Annotated in this window: 21 protein-coding genes; 14 read left to right on the top strand and 7 right to left on the bottom strand. The window is 44.8% G+C overall.

What is annotated here, in order from left to right; genetic code table 11:
• Positions 1 to 4: 4 nt before the first annotated feature.
• Positions 5 to 988 (bottom strand): MerR family transcriptional regulator, encoded by a 984-nt coding sequence (locus PTQ21_RS09300; RefSeq protein ID WP_274569614.1) that lies wholly within the window; start codon positions 986 to 988, stop codon positions 5 to 7.
• 202 nt (positions 989 to 1,190) lie between these two features.
• Here PTQ21_RS09300 and PTQ21_RS09305 point away from each other — a divergent pair, with 202 nt between their 5' ends.
• The 3 genes from PTQ21_RS09305 (at position 1,191) to PTQ21_RS09315 (ending at position 3,180) form a co-directional block, all read left to right on the top strand.
• Positions 1,191 to 2,069, top strand: a complete 879-nt coding sequence (locus PTQ21_RS09305; RefSeq protein WP_274570471.1) for an SDR family oxidoreductase — start codon at positions 1,191 to 1,193, stop codon at positions 2,067 to 2,069.
• A 185-nt stretch (positions 2,070 to 2,254) separates the two neighbouring features.
• Positions 2,255 to 2,674, top strand: a complete 420-nt coding sequence (locus PTQ21_RS09310) for an ester cyclase (RefSeq protein ID WP_063567144.1) — start codon at positions 2,255 to 2,257, stop codon at positions 2,672 to 2,674.
• A 95-nt stretch (positions 2,675 to 2,769) separates the two neighbouring features.
• On the top strand, positions 2,770 to 3,180 hold the full coding sequence (locus PTQ21_RS09315; protein WP_274569615.1) for a phospholipase domain-containing protein: 411 nt from the start codon (positions 2,770 to 2,772) through the stop codon (positions 3,178 to 3,180).
• A gap of 40 nt (positions 3,181 to 3,220) precedes the next feature.
• Here the strand turns inward: PTQ21_RS09315 and PTQ21_RS09320 are convergent, their stop codons facing one another.
• The gene (locus PTQ21_RS09320; protein WP_274569616.1) at positions 3,221 to 3,979 is read right to left on the bottom strand and encodes a GNAT family N-acetyltransferase; all 759 of its coding nucleotides are present in this window, start codon (positions 3,977 to 3,979) and stop codon (positions 3,221 to 3,223) included.
• 170 nt (positions 3,980 to 4,149) lie between these two features.
• Here PTQ21_RS09320 and PTQ21_RS09325 point away from each other — a divergent pair, with 170 nt between their 5' ends.
• Both PTQ21_RS09325 and PTQ21_RS09330 read left to right on the top strand, forming a co-directional pair.
• Positions 4,150 to 4,812 (top strand): M48 family metallopeptidase, encoded by a 663-nt coding sequence (locus PTQ21_RS09325; RefSeq protein WP_111621003.1) that lies wholly within the window; start codon positions 4,150 to 4,152, stop codon positions 4,810 to 4,812.
• Between the two features lie 43 nt (positions 4,813 to 4,855).
• Positions 4,856 to 5,242 (top strand): iron chaperone, encoded by a 387-nt coding sequence (locus PTQ21_RS09330; RefSeq protein WP_072735666.1) that lies wholly within the window; start codon positions 4,856 to 4,858, stop codon positions 5,240 to 5,242.
• A 237-nt stretch (positions 5,243 to 5,479) separates the two neighbouring features.
• Here PTQ21_RS09330 and PTQ21_RS31475 read toward each other — a convergent pair whose 3' ends face one another.
• Both PTQ21_RS31475 and PTQ21_RS09335 read right to left on the bottom strand, forming a co-directional pair.
• Positions 5,480 to 5,560 carry a putative holin-like toxin gene (locus tag PTQ21_RS31475; RefSeq protein ID WP_350338901.1) on the bottom strand — a complete coding sequence of 27 codons (81 nt, stop codon included), beginning with the start codon at positions 5,558 to 5,560 and terminating at the stop codon, positions 5,480 to 5,482.
• 90 nt (positions 5,561 to 5,650) lie between these two features.
• Entirely contained in the window at positions 5,651 to 5,938 is a 288-nt protein-coding gene (locus tag PTQ21_RS09335) for a hypothetical protein (RefSeq protein WP_079697229.1), read from the bottom strand.
• A gap of 119 nt (positions 5,939 to 6,057) precedes the next feature.
• Between PTQ21_RS09335 and PTQ21_RS09340 the strand changes: the two genes are divergently transcribed.
• Together PTQ21_RS09340 and PTQ21_RS09345 are read left to right on the top strand one after the other, a co-directional pair.
• Complete coding sequence (locus PTQ21_RS09340) at positions 6,058 to 6,273, top strand: helix-turn-helix domain-containing protein (RefSeq protein ID WP_274569617.1); 216 nt, start codon at positions 6,058 to 6,060, stop codon at positions 6,271 to 6,273.
• A 78-nt stretch (positions 6,274 to 6,351) separates the two neighbouring features.
• The gene (locus tag PTQ21_RS09345) at positions 6,352 to 6,561 is read left to right on the top strand and encodes a helix-turn-helix domain-containing protein (protein ID WP_017690565.1); all 210 of its coding nucleotides are present in this window, start codon (positions 6,352 to 6,354) and stop codon (positions 6,559 to 6,561) included.
• Between the two features lie 207 nt (positions 6,562 to 6,768).
• On the opposite strand, the gene PTQ21_RS09350 is transcribed toward PTQ21_RS09345, so the two are convergent.
• Positions 6,769 to 7,182: a hypothetical protein gene (locus tag PTQ21_RS09350; RefSeq protein WP_274569620.1), complete on the bottom strand. Its 414-nt coding sequence runs from the start codon at positions 7,180 to 7,182 to the stop codon at positions 6,769 to 6,771.
• 46 nt (positions 7,183 to 7,228) lie between these two features.
• Between PTQ21_RS09350 and PTQ21_RS09355 the strand changes: the two genes are divergently transcribed.
• Complete coding sequence (locus PTQ21_RS09355; protein ID WP_274569621.1) at positions 7,229 to 8,875, top strand: RNA polymerase sigma factor; 1,647 nt, start codon at positions 7,229 to 7,231, stop codon at positions 8,873 to 8,875.
• Between the two features lie 222 nt (positions 8,876 to 9,097).
• Here PTQ21_RS09355 and PTQ21_RS09360 read toward each other — a convergent pair whose 3' ends face one another.
• Together PTQ21_RS09360 and PTQ21_RS09365 are read right to left on the bottom strand one after the other, a co-directional pair.
• Positions 9,098 to 9,595 (bottom strand): GNAT family N-acetyltransferase, encoded by a 498-nt coding sequence (locus tag PTQ21_RS09360; protein WP_274569622.1) that lies wholly within the window; start codon positions 9,593 to 9,595, stop codon positions 9,098 to 9,100.
• Positions 9,596 to 9,744: 149 nt separating this feature from the next.
• Positions 9,745 to 10,320 (bottom strand): dihydrofolate reductase family protein, encoded by a 576-nt coding sequence (locus PTQ21_RS09365; protein ID WP_274569623.1) that lies wholly within the window; start codon positions 10,318 to 10,320, stop codon positions 9,745 to 9,747.
• A 183-nt stretch (positions 10,321 to 10,503) separates the two neighbouring features.
• On the opposite strand from PTQ21_RS09365, the gene PTQ21_RS09370 reads away from it, so the two are divergent.
• The 6 genes from PTQ21_RS09370 to PTQ21_RS09395 all read left to right on the top strand — a co-directional run bounded on the left by PTQ21_RS09370 (position 10,504) and on the right by PTQ21_RS09395 (position 17,964).
• Positions 10,504 to 12,087 carry a glycosyltransferase family 39 protein gene (locus tag PTQ21_RS09370; RefSeq protein WP_274569624.1) on the top strand — a complete coding sequence of 528 codons (1,584 nt, stop codon included), beginning with the start codon at positions 10,504 to 10,506 and terminating at the stop codon, positions 12,085 to 12,087.
• 5 nt (positions 12,088 to 12,092) lie between these two features.
• A complete protein-coding gene (locus PTQ21_RS09375) occupies positions 12,093 to 12,680 on the top strand; it encodes a hypothetical protein (RefSeq protein WP_274569625.1) in 588 nt (195 codons plus the stop codon).
• A 385-nt stretch (positions 12,681 to 13,065) separates the two neighbouring features.
• Complete coding sequence (locus PTQ21_RS09380; protein ID WP_274569626.1) at positions 13,066 to 14,070, top strand: phosphotransferase enzyme family protein; 1,005 nt, start codon at positions 13,066 to 13,068, stop codon at positions 14,068 to 14,070.
• A gap of 202 nt (positions 14,071 to 14,272) precedes the next feature.
• Complete coding sequence (locus PTQ21_RS09385) at positions 14,273 to 14,803, top strand: HAD family hydrolase (protein WP_063567152.1); 531 nt, start codon at positions 14,273 to 14,275, stop codon at positions 14,801 to 14,803.
• A 135-nt stretch (positions 14,804 to 14,938) separates the two neighbouring features.
• Positions 14,939 to 16,078, top strand: a complete 1,140-nt coding sequence (locus PTQ21_RS09390; RefSeq protein ID WP_090955312.1) for a GntR family transcriptional regulator — start codon at positions 14,939 to 14,941, stop codon at positions 16,076 to 16,078.
• 398 nt (positions 16,079 to 16,476) lie between these two features.
• Positions 16,477 to 17,964: a Vps62-related protein gene (locus PTQ21_RS09395; RefSeq protein WP_274569630.1), complete on the top strand. Its 1,488-nt coding sequence runs from the start codon at positions 16,477 to 16,479 to the stop codon at positions 17,962 to 17,964.
• The last annotated feature ends 32 nt before the right edge of the window (positions 17,965 to 17,996 follow it).

Genomic DNA, 17,996 nt, shown 5'->3' on the forward strand with positions numbered 1-17,996 from the left:
GAATTCAGACTTCTTCCATTTGTTTTAACCGCAGTCGCATGCCTTCCTGCAACAGATTAATGCCGTCCACGATCTCGCTCCATTCAGGATTCACGATCTTGCAGAGCTTGTTAAAACGAAGGATGCGCTCTGTTACGGAGTCGAGCATATATCGAGCTTGTTTGCGAAAAAATGCTTCCGGATCTCCAGCATGTTCAATACTGGCGTACATCATCACAAAATCCCACACCATGCTCTCCACTGCAGGGCTATCTAACGGCCAACGTTTGTCTAGAGCTTCGGTGGCACGAATGCGGATGGTCTCCATTTTTTTCACCCAGGCATCTGCTTCAATCTGTGGATGATTCGCCATGGTGAAGAAGGGAAGTTCGAAACGGGCCAGATCAGCGATATAGGCCGGATCGTTAATGATATCCTGGATTTCCTTCCATGCAAGTGTTTGCTGGGCAGACAGCTTTGTATCTTTCATCATGTATTTATCGAAAAAATGCAGAAACGAAACTCTCCATTCGTGGGGGATTTCGTCCAGCAGGTGAGATTCTTCCATTTTGGCGGAGATGAATTGTTTTCTTTTTTGAGCATTGGCGGTCAGCGAATGTACCAGGCTTGAAACATAGGTAAGAGACTGTCCGGAATGAAGCGTATCTTCCACTTCCTGCTGTTTGGCTTGATGCAGAATGGAGAGCATGGAATTCATGGTCCCGATCTGAGTTTCCAGGGCTTCAATTTGTAGATCCAGCGCCTGTGACACGCCAAGTTCACCGGACATCAGCTTGCGAATATCCGATATGCCAAAATTCAAATAGCGTAGCGTTGTGATAAGTTCCAGCCGCCATACGTCTTGCGGTGTATAAAGACGGTGACCACCTTCTGTATGAAAAGAGGGCCGGAGCAACTTGATTTCATCGTAATAACGTATCGTTTTGACAGTCGAGCCGATCATTTTGGCAGCTTCACCGATCGAATATGTATCTTTGCTTTGATTCAATAAAATCACCTCAGGATCTATTATACAACCTCCAGTTACAGGAGATTCAAAGTCGGAAGGTTTGCCATGGAAATGTTCAGAGCCAGTTTAAATTCCACCCATCTCGGTTACAAAGGAAAGAGTGCAACTTTTATGAAAACAACATAATAAATAAAATAAATCCGAGGAGGAATTGTACATGGCTAATCAAGACCAGCACACCATGCAAGATCCGACGACACAATATCCGAAGGCAACATCAGATTGGAAGCAGCAGCAGAAGGAGCCCGGGCTTCAACGTGAAATGACTCCTGTACCTGATGCAGGTGAAAAAAGCTATAAAGGCAGCGGCCGTCTGACCGGACGTAAAGCTGTTGTAACCGGAGCAGACAGCGGTATTGGTCGGGCAGCCGCCATCGCTTTTGCTCGTGAAGGTGCGGATGTCGTTCTGGCTTACCTTCCCGAGGAAGAAGCCGATGCGAAGGAAGTGGTCAAGCTGATCGAAGAAGCAGGCCGCAAGGCTGTTGCGATTCCAGGTGACCTCAAGGATGAGAAATACTGCGAAGAACTCATTGAATCTGCTGTAAAAGAGCTCGGTGGGATCGATATCCTCGCCAACGTGGCAGGTAAACAGCAGTTTGTTGAGCAGATCGCCGACCTGACTACAGAACAATTTGATGCGACATTCAAAACCAATGTCTATTCAATGTTCTGGCTCTGTAAAGCAGCTGTGAAACACATGAAGCCAGGCAGCTCCATCATTAACACGTCTTCTATTCAGGCATATAAGCCATCTCCAATCCTGTTGGATTATGCGACAACAAAGGCTGCAATCAACACCTTCAGCAAAGCGCTGGCCCAGCAAGTCGGCAGCAAAGGCATCCGTGTGAACGTTGTCGCACCAGGTCCGGTATGGACGCCGCTTCAGGTGGTCGGTGGACAGCCCGTAGAGAAGCTTGCTGATTTTGGATCTAATACTCCGCTTGGTCGTGCAGGGCAGCCTGCGGAAATGGCGCCAGCGTTTGTGTTCCTGGCGAGTCAGGAATCGAGCTATGTGAGCGGTGAAACGCTGAACGCCAATGGCGGTACAGTTAGTCCGTAATATAGGGATAGAGAAGGTACTACGTCTAGAAAGGGCGGAGTACCTTTTTTTATTCATAAAAGTTTAATAAATGTTAACTAACTACTATAAATTTAATTAGTATTTGGAAGTTGCAGGAAAACGATTAGTAAATGATAATTCCTTCTGGTACAATGCATGATAAAACGAAAAATGGAGTGGATCGGATGACGCCAGAACAGATTGTCAGAACTTTTTTTGAAGAAGTGCGCTCGGGTCGCAATCTTGATTATGCCAATACACTAATGGCCGAGCAGGTACTGGCTCACCAGGTGATCTCAGAAGAGGAAGTGACAGTCACAAGAACGCCCTCCGTCTATGCGGATCATGTGAGGGAAATGATTGAGGCGTACGGAGATTTTTCGCTGCAGATTCAGGAGTTGCTTGCACAGGGGGATAAAGTATATGTACGCTGGAGACAAGTGGGTACTCATGTTGGAGAAGTGGATGGATATGCGCCGACCAACCTGCCCGTGATTGAAATGGCGAGTGCGGTATATCGAGTGGAGAATGAGAGAATTGCAGAATACTGGATTCAGATCGACAGGCTGGGGATCGAAAAACAATTGGAGCGCAATCAGAGCTGATAACCAGCTCTTTCACAGGAGAGATTTCTTAAACTGTATAATACAGAGATATAGCAGGTGGAGGTGACATCATAAAACACATCACAAAAATGGCAATGGCTGTTCTAGCCGCCACCGCGATCATTACTACAGTAATAACAACAGCATCAATGAATAATGAAACAGTTGTCACTACATCCACGACATTATCAGTAATTAATAATGAGGAGCTCGCAGGTACTGCGACTACGAAACAGTTTAATATCCCGGTGGGATTTGAATATGTGAAGGTGAGCTTTAAAAACACAGGTTCGAAAGTGTTTACGTTCACGATCAACCAAGGATCTACTGATGGAACCGCAAAAATGTCTTATACTGTCCCAGCAGATGGTAAAGAGCATACTTATTGGAGTGACCAAGCTTGGTCAACGGGTTGGTTTTATGTGAGCATGTCTTCTGCACAAGGGATGTCCGGCAAATTGAGTGTGCGTTTGGGTACAGACCTCAATAAATTGACAAGTTTGTAAAAGCCATCGGTTCATGCTGGTAGAGTGATTGTAGAAAAGCCTAAGCTTTCTTAATCCTATACCAGTATGTATAGATTTCCGAGAATCCAAGTTTGGCATATAGTTTTATTGCGGGAGCATTATTAGCAACTACTTGCAGGTAACTGGAGGTAGCGCCATTCTCTTTTCCCCAATGTAATAGATGAAGGATCATCTGCTCGGCCAATCCCCGATTCCGAAAGTTAGCGTCCGTAATGATGTCATACAACCCAATATAGCCTCGTTCCACCACACCGAATCCACAAGCAACGACTTGTCCGTCGATGAACAGCGAGATGAAACCTGTGCGCGTACGGATGTTGGTCAACATTTGTTCCATCGTTCCCCGATGCAGATCACTTAGCTGATTCAGTCTGCAAAAGTGATCCAGCCACTCTCCGGTTAACTGTTCGTCCATTTTTACATCAGCGTGCTCGGGCTCCTTAATGGTTGACAGGCTTCGAGTCTGGACCTGGCTCAGATCCACAACATCATACCCCTTTTCATGCAAAAGCTGGTCGAGATGATCCGGCTGGATAAACGGTGTAATCTTAAATATGGTACTTAACTGATTGTTAGCGTAGATTCGCTCGCACTGCTCGATCTTTTCATGCACATCCATAGTAGAGTAGTGAAGAGGTTGAATGGAGTTGGCGCGCTTCGTATATCCCTGTGCAAAACGCAGTACCCATCCGTCAAAAAGCAAGGTGGATAAGGGCTGCCAATGGTTGAGGGATAGTTCCTCAATCGTTTTGTAATCCGGATTCGATCTAGGGGTCATATCTATCCTCCTATCTTATGATTTTATAATAATACATATTAATGAATAAAAATTCAATATAAAATATGTAATAGCGCTGAACATTATGCATAGAGTTACTGAATAGGTTACAATCTGAATGAATAAATCCCAATTTTGACATTGAAATATCGGAAGAAGTGGAGCAGGTTATGCTAACTATTGAAATAAACAATCACATCATTAACTGTCACATCGAATATGGGAAACGGAAGAAAGCTTCCATTACGATGGATTTACCCTATATGGTCACAATCAAGGCTCCCAATGGTACGAGCGAAGACATGATTCGGAAGCTTGTTGCGCAGCATGGGGAAGTCATTTTGACCAAATCAGCTCTGATGCAGCAGGCGTTGGATGGTCCTCAAGCGAAAGAATATGAAGAGGAAGGTAAAGGGAAATTTCTGCTCTTTGGCAAAGAACATGCGCTGCATGAGTTAATTGACGTAGAGGGACGTTCGGAAGAGGATTTGCGTGCGAATCTGAAGAAGTTTTATTTTGCCGAGTGTAAAAGAATAATCGGGGAGCGCATCGTCCGTTACCAGCAGGAGTTGAAGGTGAAGCCGAAGTCTGTGGATATCGTAGAATCGGCGACCAAGTGGGGAAGCTGCAGTTGGGATAAAAAGCTGACGTTTAACTACCGTTTGGCGATGGCTCCACTAGAGGTGATTGATTACGTGATCATTCATGAGTTATGCCACATCCATCATATGAATCATGATCGTTCGTTCTGGCGCCGTGTGGGCAGTATTATGCCCGACTACAAAGCCAAGGAGGATTATCTGATGCGAAATGGCCGAGCCATGACGTTGTGAAAAATGCCCATACCACGAATGGACGTGGTGGAAGGAGTTCAAGATGTCAGAGAGTACCTCTTTTGATGTGTTGGTAGATGAATATATCTCCCAATTTCCTTCGGATGTACAGGTCAAATTACAATCATTAAGACAGGTTATTCGCGATTCCGCTCCCAATGCCGTGGAGAAGATCAGTTACAAGATGCCAACGTATGCAGAGCACGGGAACTTGGTTCATTTTGCAGCGTACTCCAAGCATATCGGATTTTACCCAGGTGCCAGTGGGATCGAAGCGTTTAAGGAAGAACTCTCACGGTATAAAGGAGCCAAAGGATCGGTGCAATTCCCCTTGGATCAACCATTGCCAGAAGATTTGATCCGCCGGATCGTGGAATTTCGGGTGCAGGTCAATGTGGAGAAGGCTAAGGAAAAGAAGCGAAAGAAGTAGTGGATGGTACCGTAAATATATGCATGAATATAAGAGAATGTACGATGATTAACACGGTTTATATGTGACTTCAAAGATTTGAGTATGGTATAATTAGAGCAGATTAGACGTAAAATGCAAAGAGAGCCGTGCTGGTAACACGACTTCTCTGAGCAATAGCCGCTTTTAAGGGCGGTGGGCTTCGCGGTAACATAAGGGCACGATGAATTAGACCGCATTCCTTGCTAGGGGGGCGGTCTATTTGCGTTTATCGGACAGAATGGCAACGATGAGCGTACCAAAGGTAAGCATCAGCATGATTGCTTCAAAAACTGTCATAGGGCATCCCTCCCTTCATGGCGAGGTAGCCGACCTTAAGCCTATTCTATTGCTTTGTGATTATAGCATATTTTGTAAGAAGCTATGGCGTCAGAATCTTTGTATATGTAACTCGCTCATTAGTTGCAGGGCATCCCGAAACCCTTGTAAATAAATCTCTCTTTCCAGAAGTGTTTGCATAGAAAGTTGAGTATCTTCATATAAAAAAATGGTCTGATTCAGATATTCAGGTAAAGCTTGACGGATGGTATGAAAATAATGATCAGATTCTTCAGATAGTTGGGTATAATCAGGCTGCGTGTGAGACAAATTGTTGTATAATAACTCTAAGCGCGTTCGGATTAACGGTTCTGCCAAAGATTCCAGAGATTCTATCATGCATTCTCCTACTTTCTATGAATTGAACTATAGAGATTTAATAACTCATAGAGTTATGATAACTTAATTAGTTATTAACGTCAAGAGTTACTATATTTTATGTTAAGGGATGTTTTCAGATGATCAAATTCACTCTCGAACAAGTTCTGAAGGATAAGGGTATGTCTATGTATGCTTTGGCTAAAAAAACAGGAGTTCGTCCGAATACCATTGGACAATGGGTAACGGATAGCGGTTTTGAAGTCAAATCGATCACAATCGAAACCCTTGAGAAAATTTGTGTAGCACTGGAATGTCAGCCAGGCGACTTAATCAAGTATATTGACAAGAAGTGATGTTTAACAGGCAATATTAGGCTGAGGTGCACTTTTACAATCATGGGGTTATATCTGTTTGTTTGGAGGAGAACCTGTATGATTAAGATCCATTTATCTCGCATTATGGGAGAGAAAAGAATTAACATTGCCGATTTATCCCGACTAACCGGACTACATAGAAATGGGATTGCCAAATTATACAATGAGGAAACAGATGGCGTGAAGTTCGATACGCTGAATCGAATATGCGAGGCTTTGGATTGTGAGATCCAGGATATTATTGAGTTTATTAAGGATGAGAAGTGATCTTCAACGATTAGCTTAAAGCCCTATACTCTTTTAAAAAAATGGCTATGTTAAAATCTAATGTTGATTTGTGACCATAAGAAAACCGCCTTTGTGAAAAGGCGGTTTATTGAGCTATCGTTTCCCGTTAGTTGGATGGTTTATCTACGGAGACCAACTAGTGTAGAAGGAAATTAAACGAAAAACTATTATGATATTTGATTCTATTTACATTTCTTTATCAAGATCCACATTGAATGATGCTGTTAAAGGTTTTTGTCCAGAATCATTTGGTATCACTGTAATTTCCACAGTTAGATTTATAGAGTCAGGCAGATTAACTTGATCTATATTCCCAAATCCGACAAAGTAATAATGCTGTTCGTCTAATTCTATTAAGCCTCCATCTGTCGAGCCAGAAGATGAAATTAAATTTCCGTCATTATAAAGCTTACAAGAAACATTATACTCTTTCAAACTGAATCCATTCACTTCATACCCGACCTTTATTTGTCCTTCCGTGTATTCAGCATTTCGTAAATTAATAGTTCCTCTGATGTTTGTAATTATACATGTATGATGGAATCCGGTAGGACGCCCAAATTTTTTTGAAATAATCCCAACCTTTATTTCGCCTGGCACACTATATAATTGTCAGGAATTACAGATGCAACTATGGAGGCAAAAGATGGATTCAATTGGTAAAAACGGAAAAGAAGCGACGGAAGCGATTCGGAGCTATGTCAAACCGATTTTCGGTTTTGCGTTAAACCGGGTCAAGCAGCGGGCCGAGGCGGAGGATCTGGCTCAGGAGATTATGCTGCAGTTGTTGAAATCCTTCTCTGGGGTCCGGGACATTAGAAGCCTTGACGCTTACGTCTGGACGGTTGCCCGATACACTTGGGTGAATTGGTTGAAAAAGCGTGCGCACGCTCCCCAAGCGTTCGAAATCAACGGCATGTCCGAACTGTCTGCCGCCCCTTCCCGGGAGCCTCTTGACCGGCTGCTGGTAACCGAAGCTTACCGCGAGCTCCGCCGAGAAGTCGCGTTTCTGTCCGACATCCATCGCCGGATCGTGGTCATGCATTACTACGACGAGCTTAAAATCGGCGATATCGCGATTGCTCTGAACATTCCTGTAGGCACGGTGAAGTGGCATTTGAGCGAGGCTAAAAAGAAGTTACGGAAAGGGATGAAACGTATGCGTGCAACAGGAACTTTAAGTGTCAATCCGGTCAGCATGGGGGAAATGGGCCATTCCGGTTCGGCCGGCAGACTGGGCGAAACCAACGATTTTCTTGGACGCGCCTTGGCGCAAAATATCGTTTACGCGGCTTATCACAAGGCGCGTACCGTGCATCAAATCGCGGAGGAGCTCGGAATGCCGCCGTCTTTGCTGGAAGGCGAAGTCCGGCACTTGGCCGATTACAATTTCCTCATCCAAACCTCTCCCGGCAAATATCAAAGCAATACCATCGTCTGGGACCTCTTCGAGTTGGCCGTAGCCGGTCATCAATTCTGGCAAGATTGCGCCGCCGAAGTGGCCGATGTTCATTTTGACGCGTTAATGGAAGTTCGCCGGCAAGTTGAGGATAGCGGAGTGTACGTTCCGGACGGCGACTATAACTTCCTGCTCTGGACCTTGCTGCCCAAGAACGTCGAGGAGCAATCTTGGCGGAGCATGCCGGCGGGCGAAAACTTCGATGCGGTCGCACCAATGCGAAAGGACGGAGGTCAGTATATTGCCTATGCGGCGTTAAACCGGAGCCACAATGCCGATCCGGGTTTTGATTTGAGTAGTTACGTCACCTTCGGTCCGTCGCTCCGCTACGTCGAAGACACTCCCTTATACTTGTGGCAATTCAATACGTACTGGAGCGACCGCCAGATGGATTGGCGTTTCCTGGAATACCGGAATGTCGAGATTTGTCATGCGTTCCAACAAGGGGAACTGCCCGACAACGAAGAGAACGCCGAGCAATATTCGTTCCTGCTGGAGAAGGGGTACATCCGCAAGACGGAGGAGGGGTACAAGTTCAATGCGGTTTGGATCGACTCTCCGCAAACGTTGGATCGGTTGAACAAGGCAATGCCGGATTTGTCCGCTCTGTATGCGCCTGCTGTCGGCAAGCTCTACGACAAAATGCTCAAGCTGTTCCTGCAAAATCAGCCGAAGCATTTGGAGCCGCAGCTTGCATACATGGTGAGAGGCAACACCGGCGGAGGCCGGCTTGTCGCTTATATTTTGAAGCATTTGATCGATAACGGGAAGTTGAAACCGCCGTTGCCGCACCAGCAGAAGACGATTTCAACCTGGATGGGGCCGGTCAAGTAAGTCGGTTCGGAAATGTATACGAAGAATAGCCGTTCCCGGGCGGTGGCCAATTTTTAGTAAAACTCTTTCTTGTCCGCAACCAACCGTGAGAGGCCAGATGCTCCACTACTCAGCAGATCTCAGCAAAACTGCCCGTTAGTTGAACAAAGGCAGCCGATTAAATGATCGGCTGCCATCTTTGTATCTATTGAGTTAATGTTTTTACGTTAGCTTAACAAACTACTATAATAATTTAGACATATAATACTGATCGAAAAGTTTATCATTTATCAATAGAGAGTTTCTTTTTATTCCTTCTATCTCAAATCCCATTTTTTTATATAAAGATACTCCTGCTTCATTTTGAATGACCACTGTAAGTTCTAATCGTAAGATATTATGAGCTCTTGCCCATTCTTCTAACCTTTGAAATAGATTTGTTCCTATACCACGACCTGTGTACTCTTCTAAAATACCTATAACTAGGTATGCTGAATGCTTTGTTCTTCTTGTGTCTCCGCCAATGACTGCTATATATCCTACTAACTTTCCAGCTTGTTCTGCAACAAGTACTGTTGAATTACTCACTTTTTTCACTCGTTCCAGCCATTTACGTTGCTGTTCAGAAGAACCTTTTCTTTCTCCTGGTTCCATAAGCATATAATAAGCCTCGGTTTCAACTTCCTTCATAAGCAAATTAAAACTTTCAGCATCCTCAGGTTCTATCTCTCTGATAAACATCGAATCCCCCTTAATACACATATCCAATATTATACATCTTATTCAACTAACCTGCCCGTTAGTTGAATAAAAGCAGCCGATCACGTTGATCAGCTGCTTTCTTGGTCTTATTGAGCTTTTTTTTAGCGTAATCACCTTAAGTGACAAGGTCATCTTACCGTCTGGTAAACGAGACCAATGGCTCCAGAATCAAAGGTCTTATTTTCGATTAGCTTAAGATTGATCTTCTCCTTGAGGCCTTGGAATAATGGCAATCCCTTACCGATCAGGACGGGAGAAACCGTAATTTTATACTCATCAATTAAATCAAGCTGCATAAGGTGGTGTGCGAACCTAGGACTGCCGAGGATGACCATATCTTTGCCTGGCTGCTCTTTAAGGTTATTGATCTCTTCCTCGATATCTTCTTTCACGAGTCTTGAATTATTCCATTCGACTTTCTCCAACGTCGTGGAAAAAACGATTTTGGCTGTCTTTTCGATCCACTCAGCATGATCCCGTTCATGTTGCGAAGCTGACGGGTCCGAAGGCACAGATGGCCAGTAACTGTGCATCATCTGATAAGTCCCACGCCCCCAAATGACAGTGTCGGCGGTACTCAGAATTTCTTTCGCGTGTTTCTCCAAATCAGCATCGTAGGCAACCCAGCCAATGTCCATTTCACCATTCGGCCCTTCTACAAAACCGTCAAGCGATGCGTGAAGAAATAGAACGAGTTTTCTCATTTTCAGTTCTCCTTTGTGCATGAGGGATATCTAACTATGAACATATTTTTCTTATTCGATGAGGTATCCTCATATTCCTTGTTGTCTATATGAGCATTTTTAAGCACAAATCTGAATTCAGCCTTTTTTCAGGTACAGGCATTATACTATTCCCGAATCCTGTACTGGAAAAGGAGTTTTGGCATGTCTAAGGTGATCCATAAGTCGCTTTATCTCATTCTGCTTGTTTTTGTCGGCGTGTTTATCGTATCGTCCCTGTTTGTCCGGGCGCAGTACAACTACACCTTGTATGGGGATAATCCGATTCTGGGTACGCAGCAGTGGAGTATTTTTATCCCGGTAATTGCTTTGCTTCTGGTATCGGGTGTGGGGTTATACCGCCTTTGCCTGAAGCTTAACAAATACAGCCCAAAGGTTGTCATTCCGGTGGTGCTGCTATGTTCGCTGGCCATTCAAATCATCATTATCTTCGTGTTTCCACGAGTGCCTACGGATGATTCACAGACCGTGCTTTCACTCGCGATGAACATGCTTTACGATCTCGATTATTCTTCGTTTGAATCGGGCGGATATCTGCACATGTTCCCGTTCAACTTTTCTACCGTTTTGTATCTAAAGACATTGCTGTACCTGTTCCCGGATAATTATCTGGTAATCAAGCTGTTCAATATTTTGTTTGCAACGGTAACGACATTAATGATTTATCTCATTTATAAACAGTTAAATCATAAGTCCGCGGAACGTGATTACGGGGTTCTGATCTTTGCAGCCACGTATCTGCCATCCCTGTTCCTGAACAACCTGATCTATAACGATGTTATTGCTACGGCATTTCTGACGTCTTGTTTATACTTTTTGATTCGGTTTATACGTGCAAAGTCTTGGCGGACAATCGTCATTGCCGCCATTCTGCTCGCGATTGGCAACTACTTCCGAAGCATTGGCGTAATTGTGCTGATTGCTGCTATGTTAACCATCCTGCTAAATATGCGAAGTATTGGATTCAAGAAAGTGATTGTCTCCGTCTTCGTGCTGGCTACGTTGTTTAACGTCCCAGGGTGGACTCAGAATGCGGTATTAAAATCTTCGGGTGCTGTAAGTGAATCTGATGGGGAAAATTCGGCACCGGTCTATATGTGGTTGAACATGGGTATTAATCTGGAACGATTCGGCTTCTGGGACAACATGGAGAGCTACCAGATCTATCAAAGAGAAGCCAACTATAATAAAGCTGAAAGTACAGAACTGTACAAGCAGGAGATTGAACGCAAGCTTTCGGAAGCCAGCTTAAGTGACTTGGCCCAGATGTATTACAAAAAGATCATTTGGACCTGGACTGAAGGTACCTACCAAATGGATCGATATGGCATCGGTAATGAAAGCTCCTCGGGTATGGGAGGAGGAAGAGGTGGCGGAATTGCCGGCTCCTACAGTTATACCAATGCGGTAACAGACGTATTCAAGGGAGATTCCGTCTACCGGACGGGGGTGCTTTGGATCGTTTATGTCATGAATTTCATGATGTACTGTTTTATTTTCATTCGCTTGGTCGGTGGAATTCGTGGAAAGCGGTATGACGAAGTCTCTTTGATTCTGGTTATTCTCGGATTTATCGGGTTCTATATTCTGTGGGAGATTAAATCGAGGTATATCTATCCCGTATATCCGCTGCTGGTTGTATTGTCGTACATGGGATTTAAAGATGCGTATAACTTCATGTTTCATAGAAAACTTGGCTGGGAACGTTCTTCCCTGAGAAAAGGGTGATCCGTATGCGAAAAAATGGTTATCTCACATCGGCTATGCTCTTGCTGCTGACCTGCTCCGTTTTGCTCTCTGCTTGTGATGTTATTACTGCCCAGAACATTACGAATACCGGTTCTGCACAAGGCATAAACGGTGGCGGAATGATGAATGGCGGTGGCCCGGGTATGAATGGAGGAACACAGAGGGGCGGGGGGCAAGGGATGAATGGCAGAACAGGTGGTCAGGACAATATGCGGGGGATGATGAATGCCGATCTTACAGGCAGAGTGATCTCTGCCACAGGGAGTACCGTCACGATCTCGTTGCTTGAGGTGGAGGATAACTCATCCACAGGCTCGACTAATGGAAATGGAAGACAACCTGGCGCCTCCAGAGGCGGAAGCATGGAAATGAAAGATACGGGCATTGAAATGAAGTTGGACATCAGTGAGGATGTGGATATCACGGAAGGCATGGGCATGGGTGCCCCAGGCAACAACCAAAATGCTAATTCATCCATTCAGGTGTCTGATCTGAAAGAGGGAGATGTCGTTATGGTTTGGTATAAGGAGAACACCGAGACCGTAGAGCGAATGGTTGTTACACAGTCTTGATATTCGTTGCCTAAGATCACCTGATGGAGTATTATGGAAATAACTTGATTTTCGGAAGGAGTGAGCGTCATGAAACGACGGGCTAAGATGATGCAAAGCGTTACTACAACAATTAAGGTGATTACGAACTGAATAGATCCGGCAGAGCAACGAACACATGGCGAAGCATTCGGAGTCTGCTAATGTGACGATCTGAAGTCTGCCGAGATATAGGGATATAACTGCTCATTTTTCCTGGTATGCACGAGGTTTATTTGCTTATGCAATCTCTCATGCATCCAGAATTTTTAAAGCCGCAGGCATAGCCTGCGGCTTTTTGCGCTCAAAAATAGGATTCGGAACCTAAAAGCGTTCTATATTAGATGACCACTAAGGAGATATGCCCATGTTAAAACTTAAATATTTATTCCATAATAACGATCTCGCCGAGATGATTTTGAAAAACTGGAGTTATGATCCGGAGTCACTGGACATGTTCCAGTATTATCGTATATCCTCCAATGCCGTGTATCCGTTCAGGGATCAGGGAGAGGTTTACTTGCTTCGTTTTGCCCCTGTAGATGAGAAAAATCAAACCAATCTTGCAGCGGAGTTGGAGTTCCTGTCCTATCTTAAACTAAATCAATATGGCGCCATGGAAGCAGTACCTTCCCATGCAGGAAAAGAGCTGGTAGTGGCTCATACGCCTTGGGGAATGTATTATGCCTCTGTATTCAAACGAGTTCCTGGTAACCAGATGGGCAGTATCGATATAAATGACCAGATCGTGCACAGCTTGGGTGAGGCATTGGGTAAGCTACATCGTTTATCTTGTGAATACACACCCAAACAGGCAAAACGCTGGACATATATCGATGTACTGGATTGGATGAAGGACGTTCTGGGGGAGTTCCCTGGCGAGAATGCGGCGCTCAATGAGGTAGAAGTTCTCCGAAATTATTTTGCAAATTGGCCCGTTACACAGCAGAACTTCGGGTTAATACATTATGATTTTGAACTGGATAATGTCTTCTATGACGAGGAGAGTCATTCCTGTTACGCCATTGACTTCGATGACGCCATGTACCACTGGTACGCAATGGATGTGGAGCAGAGTCTGGATAGTTTACGGGATGAAATTCAGCCGGATGAATGGGAACAGAAGAAGCAAATATTCTTGCAAGGGTATTGGAAAGAAGCAGGAGACGTCTATGATATGGAGTCGATGTTCCCAGCATTTCGTCGCTTTGCCAATCTGTACGGTTATGTACGTGTGCTTCGATCTGGGGCAGAACAATGGGCGCATGAGCCGGAATGGATGAGTGGATTAAGAGCAAGGCTGGATAAATCGATGGCAGTAAAAGCAAAACAGTTTGGTCAGCAGCAGCCCCTCCAACTACCGGCAAATTGATCCTCAGTACTTTTTCGGTCAAGATGATTATCTGGCCTCTGCATAAGTGCAACGAAATAATGATTGATTTTTTATTCGCCTCCATTGTAACATTAGATTAAGCGCTATACCTTTTATTAAAACATCAATGTTGGATTACATGGTCAAGTGGAAACCGGCAATTCGTTTCACCAATTGAATGAAGAGGACGGTCATAACGAACATGGACGACAAAAAGTTAATTATCTTTTTTGACAGCGGCGATACCATTGTTGATGAATCGACCGAGATTCGGGACGAAGAGGGAATTGTTCTGAGTGCGGATCTGATTCCGGGTGCGGATATTACGATTCAGAAGCTTCATGAAAAAGGGTACACGCTGGCCCTGGTTGCTGACGGCGATGCACAATCCTTCAAGAACGTATTTAAGCAGCATGGACTTCATGATTATTTTAGCGCAATGATTATTTCGGAAAATATTAAAGCCAGCAAGCCAAGCCCGCGGATGTTTAAGGCAGCAATTGGTGCCCTTGATTTGTCCGAAGGGGATTTTTCAAGAACAGTGATGATTGGCAATAACCTGAGTCGTGATATGAAGGGAGCCAACGCACTTGGCATCACCAGCATCTTTCAGAGCTGGACGCCACGTTATCCCCATGAGCCATTGGATGAAACAGAACGTCCAACTCACACAGTTGGTGAACCGTTGGAGCTGCTTGAACTTATTGAACGGCTAAATGCCGAAGTCAAATAAATAAATGTTTGCTTGCATGCCCTTGAGCAGAAGGATCGAATGTCATTCTACCTTCTGCTCAAGGGCTATTTTTACTTTTTTACATGAGAAAATGATAGAATGATCGTAAAATCCGGAACTGGGGTAGGTGTTCACATGGAGGAACCACATCGGAAGCCGTTGTTGTACTTGCAAACTGCCGATTTGGTGATGGAAGAAATTCGTAACCGGAAATTGCAGCCACATGATCCCGTGCCATCAGAAGGCGAGCTCGCCAAACTGTATTCTGTCAGCCGTATGACAGCCAAGCTTGCGCTGCAAATTTTGGAGAAACAAGGTATTGTCTATCGGTTGGCGCGGCGGGGGACATTTGTGTCGGGTGATTATTTGGGCGGGCCGGGTAAGGAGTCATTATCGGGGAATGTAACTACAGACAAGAAGCTTATGAAGCGAAAAATTGCCCTGCTGTTCCCCAATATGGATGATTACGTAGCCAGAATTATAGCATCCGTTGAGCAGGAAGCACGTAAATCCGGGTGCCAGCTGCTCATTCGGATTACTACGGATAAAGAGGATGAGAGCTTCTGCCTACAAGAGTTGTACGAGGAAGGAATCGATGGAATTATTCTGTTTCCAAGGGGGCGAACACGATGCAGTGAAAAGGTGCTGGAGCTTAATCTGCTGAATTATCCTTTGGTAATCATCGATCGGATCTTTCGTGAGGTCAATATTGATTGTGTGTACCATGACCATTATCAGGGAGCCTACAACTTGACGGAATATTTGATTGATAGAGGACATCGGGAAATTGGGTATATCTCTATGTCGTTTGATGGAGTGACGAGCCGGGAGGATCGCTATAAAGGTTATGTGCAGGCCATGCTGGACTACGCACTGCCTGTTAACGGTCGCAATATTTGCCTGGATTGTGCAGAGGATTACATGCTCAACCTGAATGGGCCGAATCTGCAACTCAAGGATTTCATTCAAAGTAATCCGGCAATGACAGCCGTTGTCTGTGCGGATGATTATATCGCGACTTCTTGTCTGTACACGGCCTTATCCATCCACAAGCAGGTACCTGAGGAACTGTCCATCATTGGTTTTTCCGACATCCAGTTGGCGAGTCTGCTGCCCGTGCCACTGACTACGGCAAGACAAACGACAGAGAAGCTTGGACAGGCAGCAGTGAATTTGCTGTGCAAACGTATGGAGAATTCCCGAGAAGGGGCTTTATCCATCAAGGTAAACACAACCATCATCGAACGAAGCTCCGTACGTAATCTTAATCAATGAGTGTTGATGCGGTTCCGTTATTCAAGCCAATTTAAACCTTCCTTATCTCGTTTTGATGATAAGGGAGGTTTTTTGTATGTCAGTGACATATGTGGTTCGCTATCATATTCAAACTCAACAATGCAAAATTTGTTATGCTTGTTACCGTTTTATGCAAATATAATGTAAATAATAGTAATTATATGAAGTTTATTTAGAGAAAAATTTACATTTATATCATTGTATATGTCAATGACATATATTAGTGTGAAGATATGCCACTTATCTTTCAAGGATGAAGGGAGGATATTCCGGAAAGCGCTACCATACATCCTGGGAAATGACCTGCAGAGCCAAAAGAAATGTAACGTACGAACGTTGGCAATAATCGAAATCATTATTCGAAGAGGAGCCCGAATATGACAATCAAATCCTTGCTTGCAGCTTCGTTCTTGGCAGTATCTCTTTTCTTTCCATTGGCGCAGCCCGCGCAGGCGGAAGAGGACAACGCCGTAACGGTTTACCAGGATGGAGATTTTGGAGGCAGCTCCCAACCGTTTGGGATTGGCCAGTTCAATGTGAATCAGCTTAACGTGGTTGGTAACGACAAAATATCTTCGGTAAAGGTAGCTCCGGGATATCGATTGACCCTGTATCGTGACAAGGATTTCTCCGGTGACACCAAAACCCTGACCGGCGATGCGGGATGGCTTGATGATTTTAACGACGCGACTTCCAGTCTGAAAGTAGAGAAGATCGGAGGCCCCAATAAACCAGTTATCGCATATTCCAATTCGCCTTATGGAGGTTTTGAGCAGCAGTTTGATATCGGCAGCTATAATGTGGATGAACTGAAGGCTGGAGTAGGTAATGATGCCATCTCCGCACTCCGGGTAGCCCCAGGGTATAAGGTCACATTGTACAAAGACTACAATTTCGCTGGATATTCCAAGGTTCTGACCGCAGATGCGATCTATGTTGGCGGAGATATCAATGATTCGGTATCGAGCCTGAAGGTTGAGGCCATCTCGCCGCTCGATGCCACCTCGGTTGCCGTTCCGGGTAACGATTACAGTGACACAGCCAAGCGTGAAATATTGCAAACCTTTGCTCCTAAAATCTGGTTTGCCCAAGGCGAAGTTTATTTCCCGTCCTCGGTAGAACATACCCTGCCGCATGTGGATCGCTATGTGAATCCAGGTTCAGGTTTGTATGAATTTAAGACCAAAACGGAATTGAATCCATATACCCTGAAACTACCTTATTTTACGGGCGATCTGGCTAATGCGCCGATCTATGCGTTTTGGGTGGAGAAGGAGTATAACAACGTCGATCTGGTATATTTCCAGTTCAGTCCCTATGATCTTGGGAAAACGGTGTTTGGCACGGAAGTGGGAGATCATGTCGGAGACTGGGAGCGGGTCACGGTCAGATTGGCCAAGTTCACTGATCAGAACAGTAACTATGTGAAGCCGGTTCAAGTTTACTATGGCGCGCATTCTTTCGGTACAACCTACTCCTGGGGTGAAGTGGACAAAGTAAACAATACACATCCTGTTGCGTATTCCGCGTTTGGTTCCCATGGGATGTGGAAAGATCCTGGCAATCATGTCTATCAGGAACTCGTCGTAACCCAGTTGATTGATGTGACGAATCAGGGAACGGCATGGGATACCTGGAACAATATCCAGGCTTTTCAGTATTATCCGAATACTCGAACAGGTAATGGTCTGGGTAATGCTTGGCCATCATGGCTGGACAGGGATTACAGTAATCCGAACAGCTTGTCTGTCTATAGATTCGGAAATCCGTCCCAAGGCTCCTTCTTTGGTCAGCCTCTACTTGCAGGGGGACCAACAGGACCGCAGGAAAAAGGCGCATTAACGAATGATGTTATTTTAGATTAGACGATAATTAACGAGGGGACTCGCTTTCACAT

This window comes from Paenibacillus marchantiae, assembly GCF_028771845.1.
Taxonomy (GTDB): domain Bacteria; phylum Bacillota; class Bacilli; order Paenibacillales; family Paenibacillaceae; genus Paenibacillus; species Paenibacillus marchantiae.